Below are 18,336 nucleotides of genomic sequence, written 5' to 3'. Positions count from 1 at the left end.
GGACGGGCCGGCCACCGCGACCGTTTGTGATCAGACGATCGCCGGTTGCGGATTCCGCAGGGACAACGGCGGGCTCCTCGCCGGGTTAGGATCACGCGTTTTGCACCCCCATCTTGGAGCTGACTGATGTCCCAGCCGCCGGCCAATCCCTACGGCCCGCCGCACGATTCCCCCGACCCGTCGCAGCAGCCGGGCCAGCAGCCTGGCGGCTGGCCGCCGCCGCAGCAGCAGGGGCAGCCGCAGCAGCCCGGTGGCTTCCCGCCCGCGCAGCAGGGCTTCCCGTCCGCGCAGCAGGGCTTCCCGTCCGCGCAGCAGGGCTTCCCGTCCGCGCAGCAGGGCTTCCCGCCCGCCCAGCCGTACGGTGACCCGAACCTGGCCGGCGGCCCGCCCCCGGCGAAGAAGTCGAGCGTCGGCAAGATCGTGCTGATCGTGTTGGCAGTGGTGCTGGTGCTCTGCCTCGGCGGCGTGGCGATCACCTGGTTCGTCGTCAAGGACGACGTGGGCGCCGTCGTGGACGCCAGCAAGACCCGGGTGACCGCGCCGACCACCCTCGCCGGCCGGCCGAAGCTCACCACCCCGGAGCTCCAATCGGCCGCCGACCAGGCGGTCAGCGGGATGAAGACGGCGGCGGGGAACGAGACGAGCACTGTCGCCGCCTTCTACGGCGACCCGGCCAAGCAGGACCTCGTCATGATCACGGGCGTGTCCGGGCTGCTGTCGGACCCGAAGAAGGAGCTCGACGCCTATGTGGACGGCCTGTCCAAGCAGCTGACCGTGGACAAGATGACGGCGGTCGACGCCGGCCCGCTCGGCGGCGAGGCGCGCTGCGGCGACGGCAAGGCCGAGACCGTGCCGCTGGGCATCTGCGTCTGGGCCGACCGGGGCAGCCTGGGCATGGTGGTGATGTACTTCAAGTCCGCCGACCAGGCGAAGGCTGAGTTCACCACGATCCGGGGCCAGGTCGAGCAGCAGTCCTGATCCGTACGCGACCGGGGCCCCGGCCACCCGAGGGTGGCCGGGGCCCCGTGCCGTACGTCGACGGGTCAGGCCGGTTCGGCAACCGCTGCGGCGGCCCGCGCCGCTGCCGCGGCCGCCCGCTGGGCGGCGTTGCCGAGCACGCAGAACTCGTTGCCCTCCGGGTCGGCGAGCAGCACCCAGCCACCGCCGGTCGGTCCGACATGGTCGGCGACGAGCGTCGCGCCGATGCCGAGCAGTCGCTCGACCTCCTCGGCCCGGGTCCGATCAGCGGGTTGCAGATCAAGGTGCAGCCGGTTCTTCACCGTCTTGCCCTCGGGCACCGCGATGAACAGCACCTCCGGGCCACCCGGCGGCAGGAGCATCGCCTCCGGGTCGCCGGGGAAGTCGTCGGGCTGCCGGGGGCAGTCGAAGACCTGTGCCCAGAAGCCGGCGAGTGCGTACGTGTCGTGACAGTCGATGCTGATGTTGTGGATCGTCGAACTCATGCTTGGTCCTCCACTGTGGTGTCGGCCCGCTCCCCGGCGCTGCGGAGCACGCAGAACTCGTTCCCCTCCGGGTCGGCGAGAACCGCCCAGCCCGTCCCGTCGGTGCGCCGCCGGTCGGTGACCATGGTGGCGCCGAGGCCGAGCACCCGCTCGACTTCCTCGTCGCGGGTCCGGTCGACCGGTTCCAGGCAGATGTGGACCCGGTTCTTGGTCACCTTGTCCTCGGGCACCGCTTGGAAGAACATGTTCGGCGTGGCACCGTCCGGCGGCAGCAGGGCAGCTTCCGGGTCACCCGGAACGTCCTCCGGGAGCCGGGCGTAGCCGAGCACCGCCGACCAGAAGCCGGCCAGGGTGTACGTGTCGTGGCAGTCGAAACTGATGTTGCGGATCCGTGGATACACGGGTGGTCCCTCTACCTTCGGATGGGGACGCTCCGCCGCCGGGGGTCAGCCTGCGAAGACCCGGGGTGCGGAGCCCTGACTGATGGACATCGACGCACCCCCCTTCACTCCGAGCTGACCCGGCGATCTTGCCACCGGCCGAGCGGGGCGCGCAACCCCGATCAGCCGGCGGGCACCACCGATCCGGGCACCGCTGGAGCGTCCGCCGACGGCAGGGTGACCGTCACCTCCAGGCCGCCGCCGGGCTGCGCGACCACCCGTACGGCGCCGCCGTGCGCGTTGCAGACCGCCCGGACGATGGACAGCCCCAGGCCGGAGCCACGAGCGCCGGTGCGTTCCCGGCCACCACGGCGGAACGGCTCGAACAACCCCGGTACGTCGGCCTGGTCCACCTCGAAACCGGTGTTCCCCACCACCAGCCAGGACCGCTCACCGTCGGTGCCGGTACGCACCCAGAGCCGGCCGTGCAGGTGGTTGTAGCGGACCGCGTTCTCGATCAGGTTTCCGGCCAGCCGGTCGAGCAACCCCGGGTCACCGACGACCGGCGCGGACTCCAGCGACGTCTGCACCCGCAGGCCGATCCGTTCCACCTCGCGGCGCATTGCCGACAGCGCGTTCACGGTGCCCGCGGCGAGGTCACACTCGGTCCGCCGGCCCAGCTGCCGACCGGTCTGCGCCTCGCTGCGGGCCAGTACCAGCAGCGCGTCCACCAGGCCGTTGGCCCGCTCGGAGGCGTCGCGGACCACCGTCGCCATCCGTCGGTACTCGGCGGCGTCCGCGTCGTCGTCGCTGAGCGTCACGTCGATCTCCGTGCGCATCACCGCGAGCGGGGTACGCAGCTCGTGCGAGGCGTTCGCCACGAAACGCTTCTGGGCTTCGAACGCGGACGCGATCCGGTCCAGCATGGCGTCGAACGTCTTGGCCAGCTCGGCCACCTCGTCGTCGGCGCCCGAGTAGCCGATCCGCTGGTCCAGGGTCGCCTCACCGAGCCGCTGGGCGGTCGCCGTGACCTGGTGCAGTGGGCGCAGCGCCCGACCGGCCACCGCGTACGCGCCGGCCACCCCGACCACGCTGATCGCCAACAGCGCGACCAGGCCCTTGGCCAGCAGCTCCCCGGAGGCGGCATCGACCAACTGCCGCTGCCACTGGGCGGCGTCCATCTGCCGGCCGTCGGAGAGCAGCACGATCGTGCCGGGCACCAACTCGTCGGTGGGTCGCAACGCGTCGCGGACCAGCAGCCAGGCCAGCAACACCAGGATCGCCCCGGCCCCGATCAGCAGCACCCCGTTGAGCAGTGTCAGCCGCAGCCGCAGGGTGGGTCGCAGCCGCCGGCTCATGCGCCCACCTCGGCGGTGCGGTAGCCCGCACCGACCACCGTCTCGATCAACGGCGGGTCACCGAGCTTCTTGCGTAGCGTCATCACGGTGACCCGGACGATGGTGGTGAACGGGTCGGTGTTCGCGTCCCAGACCCGTTCCAGCAGCTCCTCGCTGGAGACCACAGCGCCACGCGCCTTGAGCAGTTCGCTGAGCACCCCGAACTCCTTGTTGGTGAGGTCCACCGGCACCCCGGCGCGGGTGGCCACCCGGCGGGCCGGGTCGAGCACCAGGTCGGCCAGTTCGAGCACCGGCGGCGCGGCCGGGGTGGCCCGCCGGCCCAGCGCCTGCACCCGGGCGACCAGCTCGTCGAAGGCGAACGGTTTGGGCAGATAGTCGTCCGCTCCGAGCTGCAACCCCTCCACCCGGTCGGCGACTGTGCCGCTGGCGGTGAGCATCAGCACCCGGGTCAACGCGCCGGAGGCAGCCAGGTCGGCGCAGATCTGGTCGCCGTGCACACCCGGCAGGTCGCGGTCGAGCACCACCACGTCGTACCGGGTGACGAACGCCGCCTCGTGTCCGGCGTCGCCGTCGTACGCCACGTCGACAGCCATCCCCCGCTTGCGCAACCCTCGTGCGATCGCGTCGGCGAGGTTGCGCTCGTCCTCGACCACCAGTACCCGCATCCCGGCCTCCTCGCTGCTGACCACCGACAACCTAGTGCCGGCCGGCAACCATCGTCCCTCGCCGTCCGCGCCGGCCGGCGTTGCGGGCCACCGCGGCGTACGCGATGCTGGCCGGCGGTATCGAGCGACGGACGGACCTGGCATGACCACTGCGGCACCACCCACCCGGCGAGACATCGCCTACCGGGGTTTCCACCTGCCGGCCGACACGACCAGCGGCAGCGGCGACGGCCTGCTCGCCAGCGGTCCGGGGCTCGCCCTCGACGGCGTCGCCCTGCGGGGCACCTGGACGTCGCCGCCGGTACCTGTCGGCTTCGCCGTCGCCGAGGTGGTGCCGTCCTGGACGGCCGACACCCCGGACGGCTGCTGGATCGAGGTCGACCTGCGCGGCTGGCACGACGACAAGCCCAGCACCGACTGGTACCGGCTGGCCCGCTGGGCCGCCGGCGACCAGACGGTACGGCGCACCTCGCTGCCCGGACAGCGCGACAGTGCCGCCCGGGTCGACACCGACACCCTGATCGTGACCGGAGCGACGGTCACCGGTTGGCAGGCGCGGGTGACCTTGTGTCGGCCCGCCGGCAGCCCGAGCGGCCCGGTGCTGCGCAGCATCGGTGCGGTCGCCACCGGGCCCACGACCGCTGATCAGGTGTACGCGTGGGAGCCCGCCTCGTCCGCTGCCCGGGGCCGGGTGCTGGACGTGCCCCGCTACTCGCAGCGTCTGCACGCCGGCCAGTACCCGCAATGGGGTGGTGGGGGCGACTCCTGGTGCAGCCCCACCTGCACCTCGATGGTGCTCGCCTACTGGGGCGCCGAGCCGACTCCGGACCGCTACGCCTGGGTGGAGCCGTCCGGGCCGCGTCCGGTGGTGGTGCACGCCGCCCGGCACTGCTACGACCACGCGTACGCCGGGGCCGGCAACTGGCCGTTCAACACCGCGTACGCCGGTCTGCACGGGGTGGACGCGTTCGTCACCCGGCTGCGGTCGCTGGTCGAGGCGGAGGCGTTCGTCGCCGCCGGCATCCCCCTGATCGTCTCCGCCGCGTTCCGGGCCGATGAGGTGCCGGGGCTCGGGTACGACACCGGAGGGCACCTGATGGTGCTTGTCGGCTTCACCGCTGACGGCGACCCGGTGCTCAACGACCCGTACGCCCCGGACGACGACGCGGTCCGTCGCACAGTGCCCCGGCAGGGGTTCGAGGCGGTCTGGCAACGCGGCAGCGGCGGGGTGGCGTACGTGCTGCGACCCGCGTCGGTGCCGCTGCCCCCGCCGCCCGCCCAGGCGAACTGGTGATCAGTCGGTCAGTTTCCAGAGCTGGTACGAGCCGGCCGGGGTGTCACTGCACACCAGGTAGCCGGTGATCGCCTGACACTCCCCGGTGGCATCGGGCAGCACGTCCACGATGCGCACCTTTCCGGCGGCGATGTCCAACTCGCCGACGATCACCCCTCCGTCGGGATGCCGGCGTATGCCGACCAGCCGGCCGCCGGCACCGAGTTGGTACAGCTCCCACCGGCCCAGGTCGGCCAACTGCCGGCCGGTCAGCGCATCGAGCACGAGGTACTGCTCCAACGGACCGACACCGCTGAGGTTGGCCATCAGCCGGCCGTCGGCCGGCCAGGCCCACCCCCACTGGCTGCTGCGCCAGCGCACCTCCCCGGTTGCCGGGTCGAGCGCCTGTAGTTCGTTGTTGCCGGTGCGCACACACAGGACGGGGCCGCAGTCCAGCGCGAAATCGATGTGCACCCTGGCGCGGGTCCAGCGGGGCTCGAGCTGGTCCAGCTCGTACGCGGTGACAGTGCCTGAGCCTCTGTCGATGGCCAGCAGCAGGTCCTTTGTCAGGTCCACGCTGATCGGACCACCGTCGGGCGGACGCAGGTCGGCGCGCGCCAGCACCGCGCCGGTGATCGCGTCGCGTACCTCTGCCGGGCCCTTCAACTGGTTGAGCACCACCCGGTCCACCCCGAGCTCGTCCCCCCGCACGAACACGTCGGCGCTGATGCCGGAGAGCTGCCAGCGCACGGTGCCGCAGCACGGATCGACCGCCCGCAGACTGGACGGTAAGGAATCGCCGCCGCTGCGCAGCAGCAGGTTACCGTCGGTCAGCGGGGAGGCGGTGCCCGGCTGCTGCCACCGGTACGCCCCGGTCGCCCGGTCCAGTGCGATGGTGAGTGTGTCCCGACCCTCCGGGCCGATCTCGTAACCGGTGGCCATCAGCATCCCGGCCAGCGGAGTGATTCCCCAGTACCGGGCCTCGGCCGACAGCGGCGCCTGCCAGACCGGCTCGCCACCGGGCAGCCGATACGCGGCCAGCCGCCCCTGCCGCGTCGGGTTCGTCTGCTCGACGACCAGGAGAAGGTCACCATCGATCATGACGTCGGACCCGGGCCGGGCCGGGAGCGTCACCGGGGCTCGCCGGGGTGGTGCGACGGCGGAGGCGGCGAGCGTGACCAGCGCGAGCACCACGACCAGCGCGCAGCGCAGCGGGCGACCGTGAGCGCGAGGTGGGCGGGCCTGCGGGTCCGGGTCCGGATCGTGCCGCAGCTCGCCGAGGTCGATCACCGAGTCGGTCACCGCGTCAACCTCCACAGAGCAGTAGTGCCGTCGAGGCGTTGGCAGAGCAGGACCGGCAGGGACGCCTGGCAGCTGCCGGCGATGCCCGGCAGCACGTCCACGATCCGCGGTAGGCCGGCGGCCAGGTCCAGTTCGGCGACGACCATCCGACCGTCGTCGCCCCGCCGCACACCGACCAGCGGGTCGTCCGCCCGGAGCACCGGCAGCAGGCTCCACGCGCCCAGTTCGGTCCGTACCTGCCCGGTGGCCGCGTCCCGCACCGTGTACCCCTGGCCGGGCCTGGCCATCAGCAGCCGGCCGTACCGGACGTCGGCCAGGTTGTCCTGACCCGGTTCCGACCACCGCACCGCGCCGGTGGCCGGGTCGAGCACCTGAAGGCCACCGGTCTGCGGTACCGCGCAGAGCAGACCGCCGCACTCGAGCACATGCGACACCAGCGTCACCTCCGCCGTCCACCGTGGCTCCAACTCGGCCAGCCCGAAGCTCACCAGCCGGGTGCTGCCCGGCGGGACGAGCAGCAGCAGGTCGTCGACGACCTGCACCCGCTGGTACGCCGACCGGTCACCGGTCAGCGTGTCGATGCTGCGCAGCAGCTGGCCGGCGCCGGCGTCGTACACCTGCACCTCGCCGGTCGGTTGCAGGAGCACGAACCGGTCGACCTGACCCTCGGGGGTGAGGTGGTAGGTGGGGCTGGCGGCCGGCGGGATCGGCACCGACCAGAGCATTCGGCCGGTGTCGGGCTCGACCCCGCTCATCGCGCCCGACCCGTCCTCCCGGCCGTCGGTCACCAGCAGGCCACCGCCGGTTGTCGGCTGGGGGGCACCGGGATGCTGCCAGCGTTGCCGGCCCGTCGCGGCGTCGAAGGCGGTGGTCTGGAACAGCCTGTTCGGGGCGTTGACCGCCATCGCCAGCACCAACCCCTGCTCGACCCGGACGTCGAGGTAGTCACCGGTGCGGGCCAGCGGCGCCTGCCACCGCCGCCGCACCCCGGCGCCGGTCGGTGCCGGCTGGGCGTACGCGGTCAGGTACCGGGCCCCGTCGGGAGTAGGCGGATCGACAACGAAGACGCCGTCCCCGGCCAGGTAGGCGGTGGCCGTTCTCGACGCCGGCACCACGCTCACCGCTCGCTGCGGTGGCGGCGTCGCACCGGAAAGCACCACCAGGCTGAGCAACAGCACCGTCGCGCTGCGCAGCCGGCGACCGGCGGCGCGCGGGCGGCGAACCGGAGGCGCCGACGTGGGCTCGTCCCGAATCTCGCCCAGCTCGATGATCGACAACGACCGTCCTTCCGTCACCAGGTAAGGCTGGCCGACGGGTCACCGTCCGGCAAACCGACCGTCGGCGCACCGGCCCGGCAAAAGCGACGGAACCCCGCCTGTACGATGGCGCGTCGTGGCTGTGCCGGTGGTAGACCCTTCGCTGAAACCCGTGACCGACGCCGACCCGGCCGAGGCCGAGTCGACACGGCGGCCTCGACGCCGTCCGGCTCGAGCCGACCTGTTGGCCCTCGGAGCCTATGTGCTGCTGGGCGTCTTCGTCTGCCTCAACTACTGGGGTGACGTCAACGGCCGGGTCTCCTCGCACCTGCCCACCGATCACAGCTGGTTCGAGTGGCTGTTCGCGCACGGCGCGTTCTCGGTGCGGCACCTGGAGAACCCGCTGTTCACGGCCCGTCAGAACGCCCCGGACGGGGTGAACATGATGGCCAACACCTCGCTGCTCGGCGTGACCCTGCCGCTGGCCCCGCTGACCATGCTGCTCGGCCCCCAGGTGATGTACGCGCTCTACCTGGGCGCGGCGCTGGCGGCCACCGCCGGCACCGGCTACTGGATGCTCTCCCGCCACCTGGTGCGCTCCCGGGCGGCGGCGTTCGTCGGCGGCGCGTTCCTCGGCTTCGCGCCGGGAATCATCCACCACGCCAACGGCCAACCGAACTTCGTGTCCAACTTCCTGCTGCCGCTGATCGTGGTGCGGGTGCTGACCCTGGGTGAGCCGGGCCGTTGGCGACGCAACGGTCTCGTGCTCGGCGCGCTGGTGGCGTACCAGATCTTCATCAACGAGGAGATGCTGCTACTCACCGCGCTGGCCTGCCTGGTCATCGTGCTGGCCTACGCCGTGCAGCGGCCGCGGGCAACTCGGGCCGCCGCCGGCACTTTCCTGGCCGGACTCGGCGTCGCCGGCGGGCTGGCCCTGGTGCTCACCGCATACCCGATCTGGTTCCAGTTCAACGGCCCACAGTCCTACCGGGGCCTGCAGGGCGGCGTGTTCCACAACTGGGGCGAGGACCTGGTCGCCTTCGTCACCTTCGCCAGGGACACCTGGGCCGGTGACCCGGCCGTGGAGAAGACGATCGGCCTGACCGAGCAGAACACCTGGTTCGGTTGGCCGCTGGTGCTGCTCTCGGTGGTGGCTCTGGTACTGCTCGTACGCCGCTCGCTGGCCGCCCGGATCGCCGCGGTGCTCATCGTGGTGTTCAGCGTCGCCGCGATCGGTCCGTGGGTGCGTTTCAACGGGGTCGAGACCGGCGTGAAGGGACCCTGGTCCTACGTGTCGGACGACCTGCCGCTGGTCGAGATGATGATGCCGACCCGGTTGACGCTGGTGGTCGCCGCCGCTGTGGGCGTACTGCTCGCGTTGACCTGGGACGCCGCGCACCGCCAGGGGCGCCCGGTGGCCGACCGGCCGCGGGTGCCGGCCCAGCGGGTGGCCGAGGCCACCCCGGCGACGTCCGACGAAAAGCCCGCCGCGCCGGTCGCGTCGCGCCGTCGGTGGCTGCGCCCGGTGGGGTACGCGGCGGTCGCCCTCGCCGTGCTGCCGCTCTTCCCCCGCCCGCTTCCCTCCCAGCAGATCGACCCGCCGCCGCACTTCATCACCGCTGGCGGCTGGCGACCGTACGTGCCGGCGGGTCGAACCCTGGTGCCGGTGCCGATCCCGAGCAACGTGCACGGTCTGCCGACGCTGCGGTGGAGTGCGCTGACCGAGCAGGAGTTCCCCGTTCCGGGCGGCTACTTCATCGGCCCGAACGAGCTGGGTGAGGGGGTCTTCGGCGCGCCGAACCGACCGACCAGCTCCCTCATCTACTCCACAATGGACAGCGGCACGGTTCCGGCGCTGACCGACGAGAACCGCCGCCAGGCCGTCGAGGACCTGCGGTTCTGGCGGGCGTCGGTGGTGGTGCTCGGGGCGCACCCCCGCGAGGCGGTGCTCCGTGAGCTGGTCACCGCCCTGATCGGGCCACCGCAGCGGGTCGACGACGTCTGGGTCTGGGACGTGCGCACCCTGGTGGGTTAGTCCGTCGGTCGGCTCAGCCGACGCGGTCCCGGACGTCCCACAACCATCCGCCGTCGACCGGCCGGCCCGGGCCGAGCAGGTCGTCGACGGTGCGGCGGACCGGGTCACCGTGCTCCAGTTGCCCGAGTACGACCACGGCGGCCCGCCAGTGCCGCAGGTCCTCGACGGCCCGGCGGCGGTCGGCGTCGGTGAGCACCGGCACCGCCCCGGTGTCGGCCACCTGCCGCAGCAGCACCGACGTGGGCCGGTCCGGCGCGCCCCAGCGGGCCGCCGGGTCGTCCGGGCCGCTGGGGCCGATGAAGTAACCGCCCGGCGCGGCGAACGCCAGACCGGTACGGGCGGACCAGAGCATCACCGGGCTGCGCCCGGCACCGGTGACCGGGGGTACCGCGACCACCGTCCGGCCGGGCGGCACCAGCGGACGCCAACCAGCGGCGGCGAGGAACGCCGGCACCGGCGCGACCGGCACCACGCGGATCGGCGTCGGCATCAGGGGCAGCAACGCGGCGGCGACCGCTCCGGCCCACAGCAGCCGCACCGGTAGACCCGGCGCCACGTTCGGCCCGCGCGCGGCCCGCACCCGGTCCAGGGACAGCGCGACCAGCACACCCAGCACCGGCACGCAGACCAGCGCGAACCGGGCCGGCACCGCGAGATCGAGCAACGGCAGCCCGCCGACCAGCCGGTACGGCCCCGGAATGCCGGTGGCCTCACCGTCCAGCCGCAGCTCGTCGCCGAGCGAAAGCAGGGCGAAGACGACGCCGCAGGCGGCCAGTGCCCGAACCAGTGGTCGTCGCCACTGCCAGATCACGATCACCACGGCGAGCACCAGCAGACCCGGGCCGAAGAACGAGTTCTCCTCGGTCGGGTTCGGCGAGAGCAGCCCCGGCAGCCAGTCGTCGCCCAGCACGGTCTGCCGGGCCGACGCGGTGAACGAGGCGACGTCCAGTTGGAAGCCCTGCGTGGCGAACGCCATCCCGGAGTAGTGCTGCGGGCCGTGGAACTGGAACCACAGCGGGTACGCCAGCGGCACCACCGCCACGCCGGCCGCCACCGCCAGCCGGCCGAAGAGAGCCGGCGCGAGCCGCCGTGCGGCCACCCGGTCGGCGAGCGCGTAACCCAGCGCGAAGACCCCGGCCGCGAGCGCCAGGAAGACCAGCACCTCCTCGCCGATGAAGACCTGCCAGACGAGCAGCAGCCCCAGGCCGACGCCGGGCCGCCACACCCCGTGACGCGTCGTCCCCGAGGCGGGCCGGAACACCAGGGCGAGGATCGCGGGCACCAGGAACTGGGCGGCGATGTGCAGGTGGGCGCCCGCCTGAGCGATCATGCCCGGGGCGAAGCCACAGATCAGCCCACCCACCGCGGCCGCGGCCCGGGTGCCGACCAGCCGGCGGCGCAGCAGCACGTACCAGGCGACGGCGGTCCCGGCGAGGCAGCAGACGACCGCCACGCAGAACGCCACCTGCGAGCCGAAGAGCACTGTGACCGGGGTGAGCGGGACACCCAGGCCGAGCACCGAGGTGTTCGCCATCAGGTTGACCCCGTCGGGCGCGTTCAACGCGGTGCTGAAGAGCGGGTTCTTTCCCTCGACCACCGCATGCGCCGCGTGGGCCAACATCCACTCGAAGAGGATCTGGTCACCGGCCTGGTGGAACAACCGCCCCGGGCGGCCCCACTGCCCGCTGGTCACCAGCACGGCGAGGCCCAGATAGCCGGCCACCACCAGCGCGTCCCGCAGCCAGGCCGGACGGGACGCGCCGACCGTCACCGGGGGCGAAATGTTCGGGGACGTCGTCCCGGTGGTCATCAGACCGAACGGTCGGTGAGCGTCCGGACGTCCCAGACCCAGACATCCAACTCCTGGCGGCCCGGGCCGACCAGCTCCTCGACCGTACGTCGCAGTGGCTCGGCGTTCTGCTGCCGCACCGGCAGCACCAGGATCGCCGCCCGCCAGTGCCGCAGTTCGTCGGTGAAGCGCCGACGCTGCCGGTCGTCCAGCTTGGGCGTACGGCCGGTGGTCGCCACCTCCTCCAGCATCTGGCCCACCCCGCTGGGACGACCGCCGAACCGGCCCGCGTCACCGGTGTTGCCGTTGCGGGGCGCGAGGAAGTAACCGCCGGGGATCTTGAAGTCGAGGTTGGTGGTCGCCGCCCAGCGCATGCCGTGCGTGTTGCCCATGCTGGGCACCGGGATCGGCACCAGCGTCTGATCCGGCCCGACGTACGCCCGCCAACGGTCCGCAGTGATGAAGTCCGGCACCGGCGGCCGGGAGACCATCCGCAGCGGCATCGGCGCGATCGGCAACAGCGCGAAGGCCAGGCCCGCGGCGGTGAGCACGTGGACGGTACGGCGGTCGGCCGGGCGCAGCGCCCAGGCCCGCTCGACGGCGAGCGCGAGCAGAAGGCCCACCACCACGCTGGTGATCAGCCCGAACCGGGTCGGCACCACCGCGTCCAGCAGCGGCAGGTGGACCAACCACTGCCACGGCCCGGTGATCAGCTCGCGGTCCCACCAGGAGACCCGCTCGCCGAGGGAGAGCACGGCGAAGAACAGGCCGGTCACCGCGAGCGCCCGGACGATCAGCTCCCGGCGAAGCCAGACCACGATGCCGATGGCCAGCATGGACAGGCTCCAGCCGAAGAAGGCGTTCTCCTCGGAGTAGTTCGGCGCCAGGTTGATGTTGGCCCGCTGGTTGCCGCCGAGGGTGGGCGAGCCGGGCGCGAAGAAGGCGGCGATGTCGTTGCCGTAGTCCTGCACCGCGTCACTGAGCCCGTGGTAGGCCATCGGCCCGGCGAACTGGACGTACAGCGGGTACGCCAGCAGCGCCCCGGCCAGCAGCGCGCAGGTCGCCACGCCGACGCCCAGGGGTCGCCACGCCGCCCGCCACCGGGCCGGCTCCTGAGCGAGCACCGCCAGCAGGAAGACGCCGCAGGCCATCGCCGTGAAGAGCAGGATCTCCTCGTTGATGAATGCCTGCGCGGCGACCAGCAGGGCGAGCAGGGCCCCGTCCCGAACCGGCTTTCCGGAGCGGGTGAGCACCAGCACCCGCCACACGATGAACGGCAGCAGGAACTGGCTGATGATGTTCGGGTGCCAACTGGCGTGCGAGAGCATCGCGGGCGAGAACCCGCAGAACCAGCCGCCGACCGCCGCCGCGAGCGGCGTACGCACCAGGTGGCGGGAGAGCATCAGGTACCAGGCCATGGCAGTGCCGGCGAGGCCGAGCGTGACCAGCACCACGAAGGAGACCGCCGGCCCGAAGAGCAGCGTCACCGGGACCATCGGGATGCCCAGCGCCAGCACGGCCGTGTTGGCCATCAGGTTGACGCCGTCCGGGTAGTTGAACTGCTCGGTGTAGAACGGGTACTCGCCGTGCAGCACCACGCGGACCGAGTGGGCGAGGAAGAACTGCACCTGCGCCGGGTCACCGGTGTAGAGCGAGGCCACCCGGCCGGACGGGTCCAGCCAGATCCGGCTGGTCACCCATAGTGCGGCGAGCAGGAACAGCCCGCCCACCGCCAGGTGCTGCCGCCGCCGAGTCCACCGACGCCACCGCGCCCGCGTCGGCACCGTGCTCTCCGCCGGTGCTTCGGGCTCGGCCGGCGCTCCGGGCTCCGTTGGCGCTTCGGGGCCGGCCGGTTCTGTGGTGGGGGCCGTCAGCGCGGGCGGGCCGGCGAAGAGGCCGGCCGGTGTGCGGTAACTCACCAGCTCGGCGGAGTCGGCTGCCGCCTCCGGGTGCGGCGCGGGCAGGGCGCGGGACTCGGCAGGCGTCACAGTCGGCGGAGTCTACCGGAGCAACCAAAACGCCCTAAACCCCCGGTGGTGTCCATTGTGGTGGTTCGAGTGCCGGCCAGCTGAGGCTCCGCACCGGACATCTCGTACTATGGCGCTTTCCGACAGCGACGGCGAGGCGATCGGGGGCGGGCCAGGTGACTCCAGGCCGTCGGTACGGCAGGGCGCTTCCCGTCCTGCTGAGCGCGCTGCTGGCCGGCACGGCCTGCGGCCCGGTAGCCGAGCGGAAGCCCCAGAACCTCCAGGTCGGGTACGACAGCCTGGACGGCACCCTCGCTGTGTGGCCGCCCCGCGGTGACCTCTCCGGGGACGCCACCGCGACGGCAGCGGTCACCGTGGCCGTCCGGGGCTGGCGGTCGCCGGCCGACGACCGCGCGCACCTGCCCTCGTCCGGCATCCTCTTCTCCGGTCGGGTCGACGGCGCACCGGTGGCGCTGGTGGCCGCCGACGTACCCGGCGAAAGCGCGTCCTGGCTGCTGCAACTGACCCGCGACGGCGACCGGTACGCGGTGACCCGCGCCACCGAGTACACCGATCCGGGTTACCTCGTCTACTCCGACGTGCTGCCGGTGCAGACGGCCGGCGGCCGGCGTTACCTGGTCTCGGCCCGGGTGCAGAGCCTCCTCGGGCCACAGGACCGGACGCTGACCATCGCGGACGGTCTCAGCGCACCTGTCGACGTGCCGTCCTGCTCGGCCGTCGGCGTGACCGCGACCCTGCGGACCACGGAGTCGCTGCCCCGTGGGCGGGCCGCCGACCGGCTGCTCGACCTGGGCACCGGCACCGTCGACCCGCGCTATCCGCTGGTCCGCGACGAGTCCGGCACGGGTCGGCGGGCGCTCACCGGCCTGGACACCTGCGTGCTGTCCGGCGACCGGGGCCCGTTCGGCAGCATCCCGCGCCGGATCGGGGACCGGGACGCCCCACGCTCGGTGCCGACGTCCTGGCCGATGGCGAAGCTCACCGTGCGCTCGCTCGGCGAAGTCGCCCTCGGCGGCGGCGAGCCGGCCGAGTTGCAGCAGCTCAGCTGGGACACCGACGCCGGAGCGATGACGGCGGTGATCTACCGACCGGCCGACGGGAGCGCACCCGTCGTCTCACCCGCCGACCGGGCCACCCCGTTGCAGGCGTACCAACTGCCGGTGCCCGGTCAGCCGCTGGTGGTGCTGAGCTGGCGGCCCACCCGGGACAGCTCCCTGTCCGTCCCGCCGGGCACTCCCCTGCTGGTCGAGCGCCCCGGCCTGGCGGTCATCCCCACCCCGTCCCGCTCCCAGACCTACAGCCTCGCCAACACCGACAAGACCCACTACCGCTCAATCTCCCCCCGCTGACCCCCGCACCTTGATTTGGTCGATCATGGAGTTGTGGTGCCTCGCAAAAGGCGCGAACCACCATTCACCGCCCACCATAAGTCCTTGATCGACGAGGGAGGGTGGGCGGGGCTAGACGACGGCGGGCGTCCCTCGGGACGCCCGCCGTTGTTCGTTCTCGTCAGTTCTGTGCGGCCGCGTCGCTGGCGGTGAGGCGGTCCGGGGCGGCGTCCAGGCCGGAGATCCAGCCGGTGACGTTGCGAGCCACGTCCTGAGCGGTCAGGCCCAGGTCGGCGAGGATCTGCGCGCGGGTGCCGTGCGGGTGCCATTCGGCCGGCACACCCAGGTCCTTGAGCGGCACCCGGACGTCGGCGTCGCGCATCGCCTGGGCGAGCGCGTCGCCCACCCCGCCGACGCGGACGCCGTCCTCGACGCTGACCACGAGCCGGTGGCGGGCGGCCAGGTCGACCAGCTCCGCCGGGACCGGACGCACCCAGCGAGGGTCGACGACGGTGACCCCGTAGCCCTGCTCGGCGACTCGGGCGGCCACCTCCATGCCCAACTGGCCGAAGGAGCCGACGGCGACGAGCAGCACGTCGGTACGGGCGGACTCGGCCAGCACGTCGACAGTGCCGACCCGGCGCAGCGCCGGCAGGTCCGCGGCGACAGCACCGGTCGGGAACCGCACCACTGTCGGGCCGTTGTCGACGGCCATCGCCTCGCGCAGTTCCTCCCGCAGGGTGGCGGCGTCGCGGGGAGCGGCGATCCGCAGCCCCGGCACCACCCCGAAGACCGACATGTCCCAGATGCCGTAATGGCTCGGCCCGTCCGGGCCGGTGATGCCCGCCCGGTCCAGCACGAAGGTCACCGGCAGCTTGTGCATCGCCACGTCCAGCAGGACCTGGTCGAAGGCACGGTTGAGGAAGGTGGCGTAGACCGCGACCACCGGGTGTAGCCCACCGAGCGCCAACCCGGCGGCCGAGGTGGCCGCGTGCTGCTCGGCGATGCCCACGTCGTACACCCGCTCGGGGTACTTGCGGGCCAGCTTGGCGATGCCGGTCGGCTCGGCCATGGCGGCGGTGATTCCCACCACGTCCGGGCGCTCGTCGGCGATGGCCAGCAGCTCGTCGGCGAAGACGTGCGTCCACTTCACCGACGGGGCGGCCAGCAGGGCGCCGGTCTCCACGTCGAAGGCGCTGCCGGGGCCGTGCAGGCAGTCCGCCTCGTCCTCCTCGGCCGGACGGTAGCCGTAGCCCTTGCGAGTGACGGCGTGCACGATGACCGGGCCGCCGAAGTTCTTGGCCGCGCGCAGCGCCGCCTCGACCGCCGTCACGTCGTGCCCGTCCACCGGGCCCACGTACTTGATGCCGAGGTCCTCGAACATGGCCTGCGGGGCGACAGCGTCCTTGATGCCCTTCTTGACCGCGTGCAGCACCTCGTACATCGGCTTGCCGACCAGCGGCGTGGAGCCGAGGGCGTCCTTGACGGTGTCGAGGACCTTCTCGTAGCCGGGGTTGAGCCGCAGCGAGGAGAGGTGGTCGGCCAGACCGCCGATGGTCGGCGAGTAGGACCGGCCGTTGTCGTTGACCACGATCACGAGGGAGTTGCCGGCGGTGGCGATGTTGTTCAGCGCCTCCCAGCACATGCCGCCGGTCAGCGCGCCGTCACCGACAACGGCCACGACGCTGCGTGCCTCGCCCCGGAGGGCGTACGCCTTGGCGAGGCCGTCGGCGTAGGACAGCGCGGTGGAGGCGTGCGAGTTCTCGATGAGGTCGTGCTCGCTCTCTGCCTGGCTGGGGTAGCCGGAGAGGCCACCGCGCTGGCGGAGCTTGTCGAAGCCGGCCTGACGCCCGGTAAGGATCTTGTGTACGTACGCCTGGTGGCCGGTGTCGAACAGGAGCCGGTCCCGGGGGGAGTCGAAGACGCGATGCATGGCGAGCGTCAGCTCGACCACACCGAGGTTGGGCCCGACGTGCCCGCCGGTACGGGAGACCTTGGTGATCAGGAAGTCCCGGATCTCGGCGGCGAGGACGTCCAGTTCCTCGCCGGACATCCGCTTGACGTCCTGCGGACCGCGAACCGTCCCCAGCAGCCGGCCGTGGTTGGCCGTGTCCTCTTCAACACTCATGACCGGAGAGTCTATCGGCCCCCCGGTACTCCGCAGCCCGGCCCGAGCCCCACGCACCCGGGCCGGGCGGGAAGTGGGCAGCTGAGCACCCGGTCAGGCGCTGACGCGTGGTGTGCTACCGCGCGTCCGGCGGAAGCAGCAGCCCGACCTGCTCGACGTGCTGCGTCATCGGGAAGAGGTCGAAGCCCCGTAGCGCCGCCAGCCGCCAACCGAGCTCGGCGAAGGTACGCACGTCCCGGGCGAAGGCGGCCGGGTCACAGGCCACGTACGCGACCGCCCGCGGGCCGGCGGCAGCCAGCGCGCGGACCACCGGGGCGCCGGCCCCGGAGCGCGGCGGGTCGAGCACCACCACGTCGACCGGGCCGGTGATCCGTCGGCGGGCTAGCGCGGTCTCCACCCGGGCCGACACCACCTCGACGCTGGGCAGGTCGGCGAGGTTCTCCCGGGCGGCGGCGACACCCTGCGCCGCCGCTTCGACCACTGTCACCCGGCCGGTCGCGCCGACCCGTTCGGCCAACCCGGCGGCGAACAGCCCAGCGCCGCCGTAGAGGTCCCAGGCGATCTCGCCGGGCTGCGGGTCCAGCAACTCCAGCACCGCCGTGGAGAGGGTGTCCGCCGCGGCCGGGTGCACCTGCCAGAACGCGGACGCGGGCAGCGTCCAGTCCCGTCCGGCGGCGACCTCGCGGACCTCGGTAGGACCACTGACCGGGGTGGGCACCCCGTCGCGGATCTCCGTGACGGTCACGTCCCCGCCGGTGCTGGCGACGGTTTCCACCGCGTCGGCGGCCGGCCAGCGCGCACCGGTGGGGGTGAGCACCGGCAGCTGCTGGATGGCCGGGTGGGCGATCCGGCAGCGGTCGATCGGCACCACCTCGTGCGAGCGGTGCTTGAGCAGGCCGGCCCGGTCCGCGGCGTCGACCGCGTAACGGACCCGGGAGCGCCAGCCGAGCAGCCCACCGGGCAACGCCTCGACCCGGACGCCGAGCCGGTCCAGCTCGACGTCGGTCAGCCCGCCGAGGCGGACCAGTTGCTCGCGGATCACGGCGGTCTTCCAGGCCAGCTGCGCGGCCGGAGCGACGTGCTGGAGGTCGCAGCCCCCGCAGGCACCCGGCTTCGCGTACGGGCAGGGCGGCTCGACCCGGTCCGGTGAGGGTTCCAGCACGGTCACCGCGTCGGCTCGGACGAACCCCCGGTGCACCTCGGTGACCTCGGCGATGACCCGTTCGCCGGGCAGCGCGTGCCGGACGAAGACCACCTGCCCGTCCACCCGGGCGACGCAGTGCCCGCCGGGGGCGACCGCGTCGACGGTCAGCTCGACCCGGTCCGCCTCGGCCAGGCCCCGCTCGAATGCCGGCGTCGCCGACGGCGTCC

General features: G+C 72.7%; 14 protein-coding genes. 4 read left to right on the top strand and 10 right to left on the bottom strand.

From position 1 onward, the window contains the following. Positions 1–126: 126 nt before the first annotated feature. Positions 127–978, top strand: coding sequence for a hypothetical protein (locus ACLJOK_RS24160; protein WP_410820894.1), 852 nt, complete (start codon positions 127–129; stop codon positions 976–978). A 65-nt stretch (positions 979–1,043) separates the two neighbouring features. Here the strand turns inward: ACLJOK_RS24160 and ACLJOK_RS24155 are convergent, their stop codons facing one another. From ACLJOK_RS24155 to ACLJOK_RS24140, 4 genes are all read right to left on the bottom strand, one after another. Beyond that, positions 1,044–1,463: a VOC family protein gene (locus ACLJOK_RS24155; RefSeq protein ID WP_410820893.1), complete on the bottom strand. Its 420-nt coding sequence runs from the start codon at positions 1,461–1,463 to the stop codon at positions 1,044–1,046. Beyond that, a complete protein-coding gene (locus tag ACLJOK_RS24150) occupies positions 1,460–1,864 on the bottom strand; it encodes a VOC family protein (protein ID WP_410820892.1) in 405 nt (134 codons plus the stop codon). The genes ACLJOK_RS24155 and ACLJOK_RS24150 overlap by 4 nt, the downstream gene beginning before the upstream one ends. Positions 1,865–2,025: 161 nt before the next feature. Further along, the gene (locus tag ACLJOK_RS24145; protein ID WP_410820891.1) at positions 2,026–3,201 is read right to left on the bottom strand and encodes a sensor histidine kinase; all 1,176 of its coding nucleotides are present in this window, start codon (positions 3,199–3,201) and stop codon (positions 2,026–2,028) included. After that, positions 3,198–3,866 (bottom strand): response regulator transcription factor, encoded by a 669-nt coding sequence (locus ACLJOK_RS24140; RefSeq protein WP_088951539.1) that lies wholly within the window; start codon positions 3,864–3,866, stop codon positions 3,198–3,200. Before ACLJOK_RS24140 ends, ACLJOK_RS24145 begins: the two co-directional genes overlap by 4 nt. Before the next feature lie 142 nt (positions 3,867–4,008). Between ACLJOK_RS24140 and ACLJOK_RS24135 the strand changes: the two genes are divergently transcribed. Continuing rightward, positions 4,009–5,160 carry a peptidase C39 family protein gene (locus ACLJOK_RS24135; RefSeq protein ID WP_410820890.1) on the top strand — a complete coding sequence of 384 codons (1,152 nt, stop codon included), beginning with the start codon at positions 4,009–4,011 and terminating at the stop codon, positions 5,158–5,160. On the opposite strand, the gene ACLJOK_RS24130 is transcribed toward ACLJOK_RS24135, so the two are convergent. Both ACLJOK_RS24130 and ACLJOK_RS24125 read right to left on the bottom strand, forming a co-directional pair. Then, positions 5,161–6,441, bottom strand: a complete 1,281-nt coding sequence (locus ACLJOK_RS24130) for a PQQ-binding-like beta-propeller repeat protein (protein WP_410820889.1) — start codon at positions 6,439–6,441, stop codon at positions 5,161–5,163. Then, a complete protein-coding gene (locus tag ACLJOK_RS24125; RefSeq protein ID WP_410820888.1) occupies positions 6,438–7,736 on the bottom strand; it encodes a PQQ-binding-like beta-propeller repeat protein in 1,299 nt (432 codons plus the stop codon). The genes ACLJOK_RS24130 and ACLJOK_RS24125 overlap by 4 nt, the downstream gene beginning before the upstream one ends. Positions 7,737–7,860: 124 nt before the next feature. On the opposite strand from ACLJOK_RS24125, the gene ACLJOK_RS24120 reads away from it, so the two are divergent. After that, the gene (locus ACLJOK_RS24120; protein ID WP_410821580.1) at positions 7,861–9,732 is read left to right on the top strand and encodes a hypothetical protein; all 1,872 of its coding nucleotides are present in this window, start codon (positions 7,861–7,863) and stop codon (positions 9,730–9,732) included. Between the two features lie 13 nt (positions 9,733–9,745). Here ACLJOK_RS24120 and ACLJOK_RS24115 read toward each other — a convergent pair whose 3' ends face one another. Then, the gene (locus ACLJOK_RS24115) at positions 9,746–11,542 is read right to left on the bottom strand and encodes a hypothetical protein (RefSeq protein WP_410820887.1); all 1,797 of its coding nucleotides are present in this window, start codon (positions 11,540–11,542) and stop codon (positions 9,746–9,748) included. Beyond that, positions 11,542–13,509, bottom strand: coding sequence for a hypothetical protein (locus ACLJOK_RS24110; RefSeq protein WP_410820886.1), 1,968 nt, complete (start codon positions 13,507–13,509; stop codon positions 11,542–11,544). The genes ACLJOK_RS24115 and ACLJOK_RS24110 overlap by 1 nt, the downstream gene beginning before the upstream one ends. Positions 13,510–13,664: 155 nt before the next feature. On the opposite strand from ACLJOK_RS24110, the gene ACLJOK_RS24105 reads away from it, so the two are divergent. After that, a complete protein-coding gene (locus ACLJOK_RS24105; protein WP_410820885.1) occupies positions 13,665–14,858 on the top strand; it encodes a hypothetical protein in 1,194 nt (397 codons plus the stop codon). Between the two features lie 160 nt (positions 14,859–15,018). Here the strand turns inward: ACLJOK_RS24105 and dxs are convergent, their stop codons facing one another. After that, positions 15,019–16,965, bottom strand: a complete 1,947-nt coding sequence (gene dxs / locus ACLJOK_RS24100; protein ID WP_410820884.1) for a 1-deoxy-D-xylulose-5-phosphate synthase — start codon at positions 16,963–16,965, stop codon at positions 15,019–15,021. A gap of 115 nt (positions 16,966–17,080) precedes the next feature. Beyond that, on the bottom strand, positions 17,081–18,301 hold the full coding sequence (locus ACLJOK_RS24095) for a class I SAM-dependent RNA methyltransferase (RefSeq protein WP_410821579.1): 1,221 nt from the start codon (positions 18,299–18,301) through the stop codon (positions 17,081–17,083). Between the last annotated feature and the right edge of the window lie 35 nt (positions 18,302–18,336).

The organism is Micromonospora sp. 050-3 (assembly GCF_046549335.1).
Classification (GTDB): Bacteria; Actinomycetota; Actinomycetes; order Mycobacteriales; family Micromonosporaceae; genus Micromonospora; species Micromonospora trifolii.
Note: the sequence above shows the minus strand (reverse complement) of the source record. Positions and strands in the feature narration are given on the sequence as shown.

Excerpts from the sequence above, each read along its gene's own strand:
- ACLJOK_RS24155 (WP_410820893.1), bottom strand. The coding sequence starts at position 1,463 with ATGAGTTCGACGATCCACAACATCAGCATCGACTGTCACGACACGTAC.
- ACLJOK_RS24135 (WP_410820890.1), top strand. The coding sequence starts at position 4,009 with ATGACCACTGCGGCACCACCCACCCGGCGAGACATCGCCTACCGGGGT.
- dxs (WP_410820884.1), bottom strand. The coding sequence starts at position 16,965 with ATGAGTGTTGAAGAGGACACGGCCAACCACGGCCGGCTGCTGGGGACG.
- ACLJOK_RS24115 (WP_410820887.1), bottom strand. The coding sequence starts at position 11,542 with ATGACCACCGGGACGACGTCCCCGAACATTTCGCCCCCGGTGACGGTC.
- ACLJOK_RS24140 (WP_088951539.1), bottom strand. The coding sequence starts at position 3,866 with ATGCGGGTACTGGTGGTCGAGGACGAGCGCAACCTCGCCGACGCGATC.
- ACLJOK_RS24160 (WP_410820894.1), top strand. The coding sequence starts at position 127 with ATGTCCCAGCCGCCGGCCAATCCCTACGGCCCGCCGCACGATTCCCCC.
- ACLJOK_RS24145 (WP_410820891.1), bottom strand. The coding sequence starts at position 3,201 with ATGAGCCGGCGGCTGCGACCCACCCTGCGGCTGCGGCTGACACTGCTC.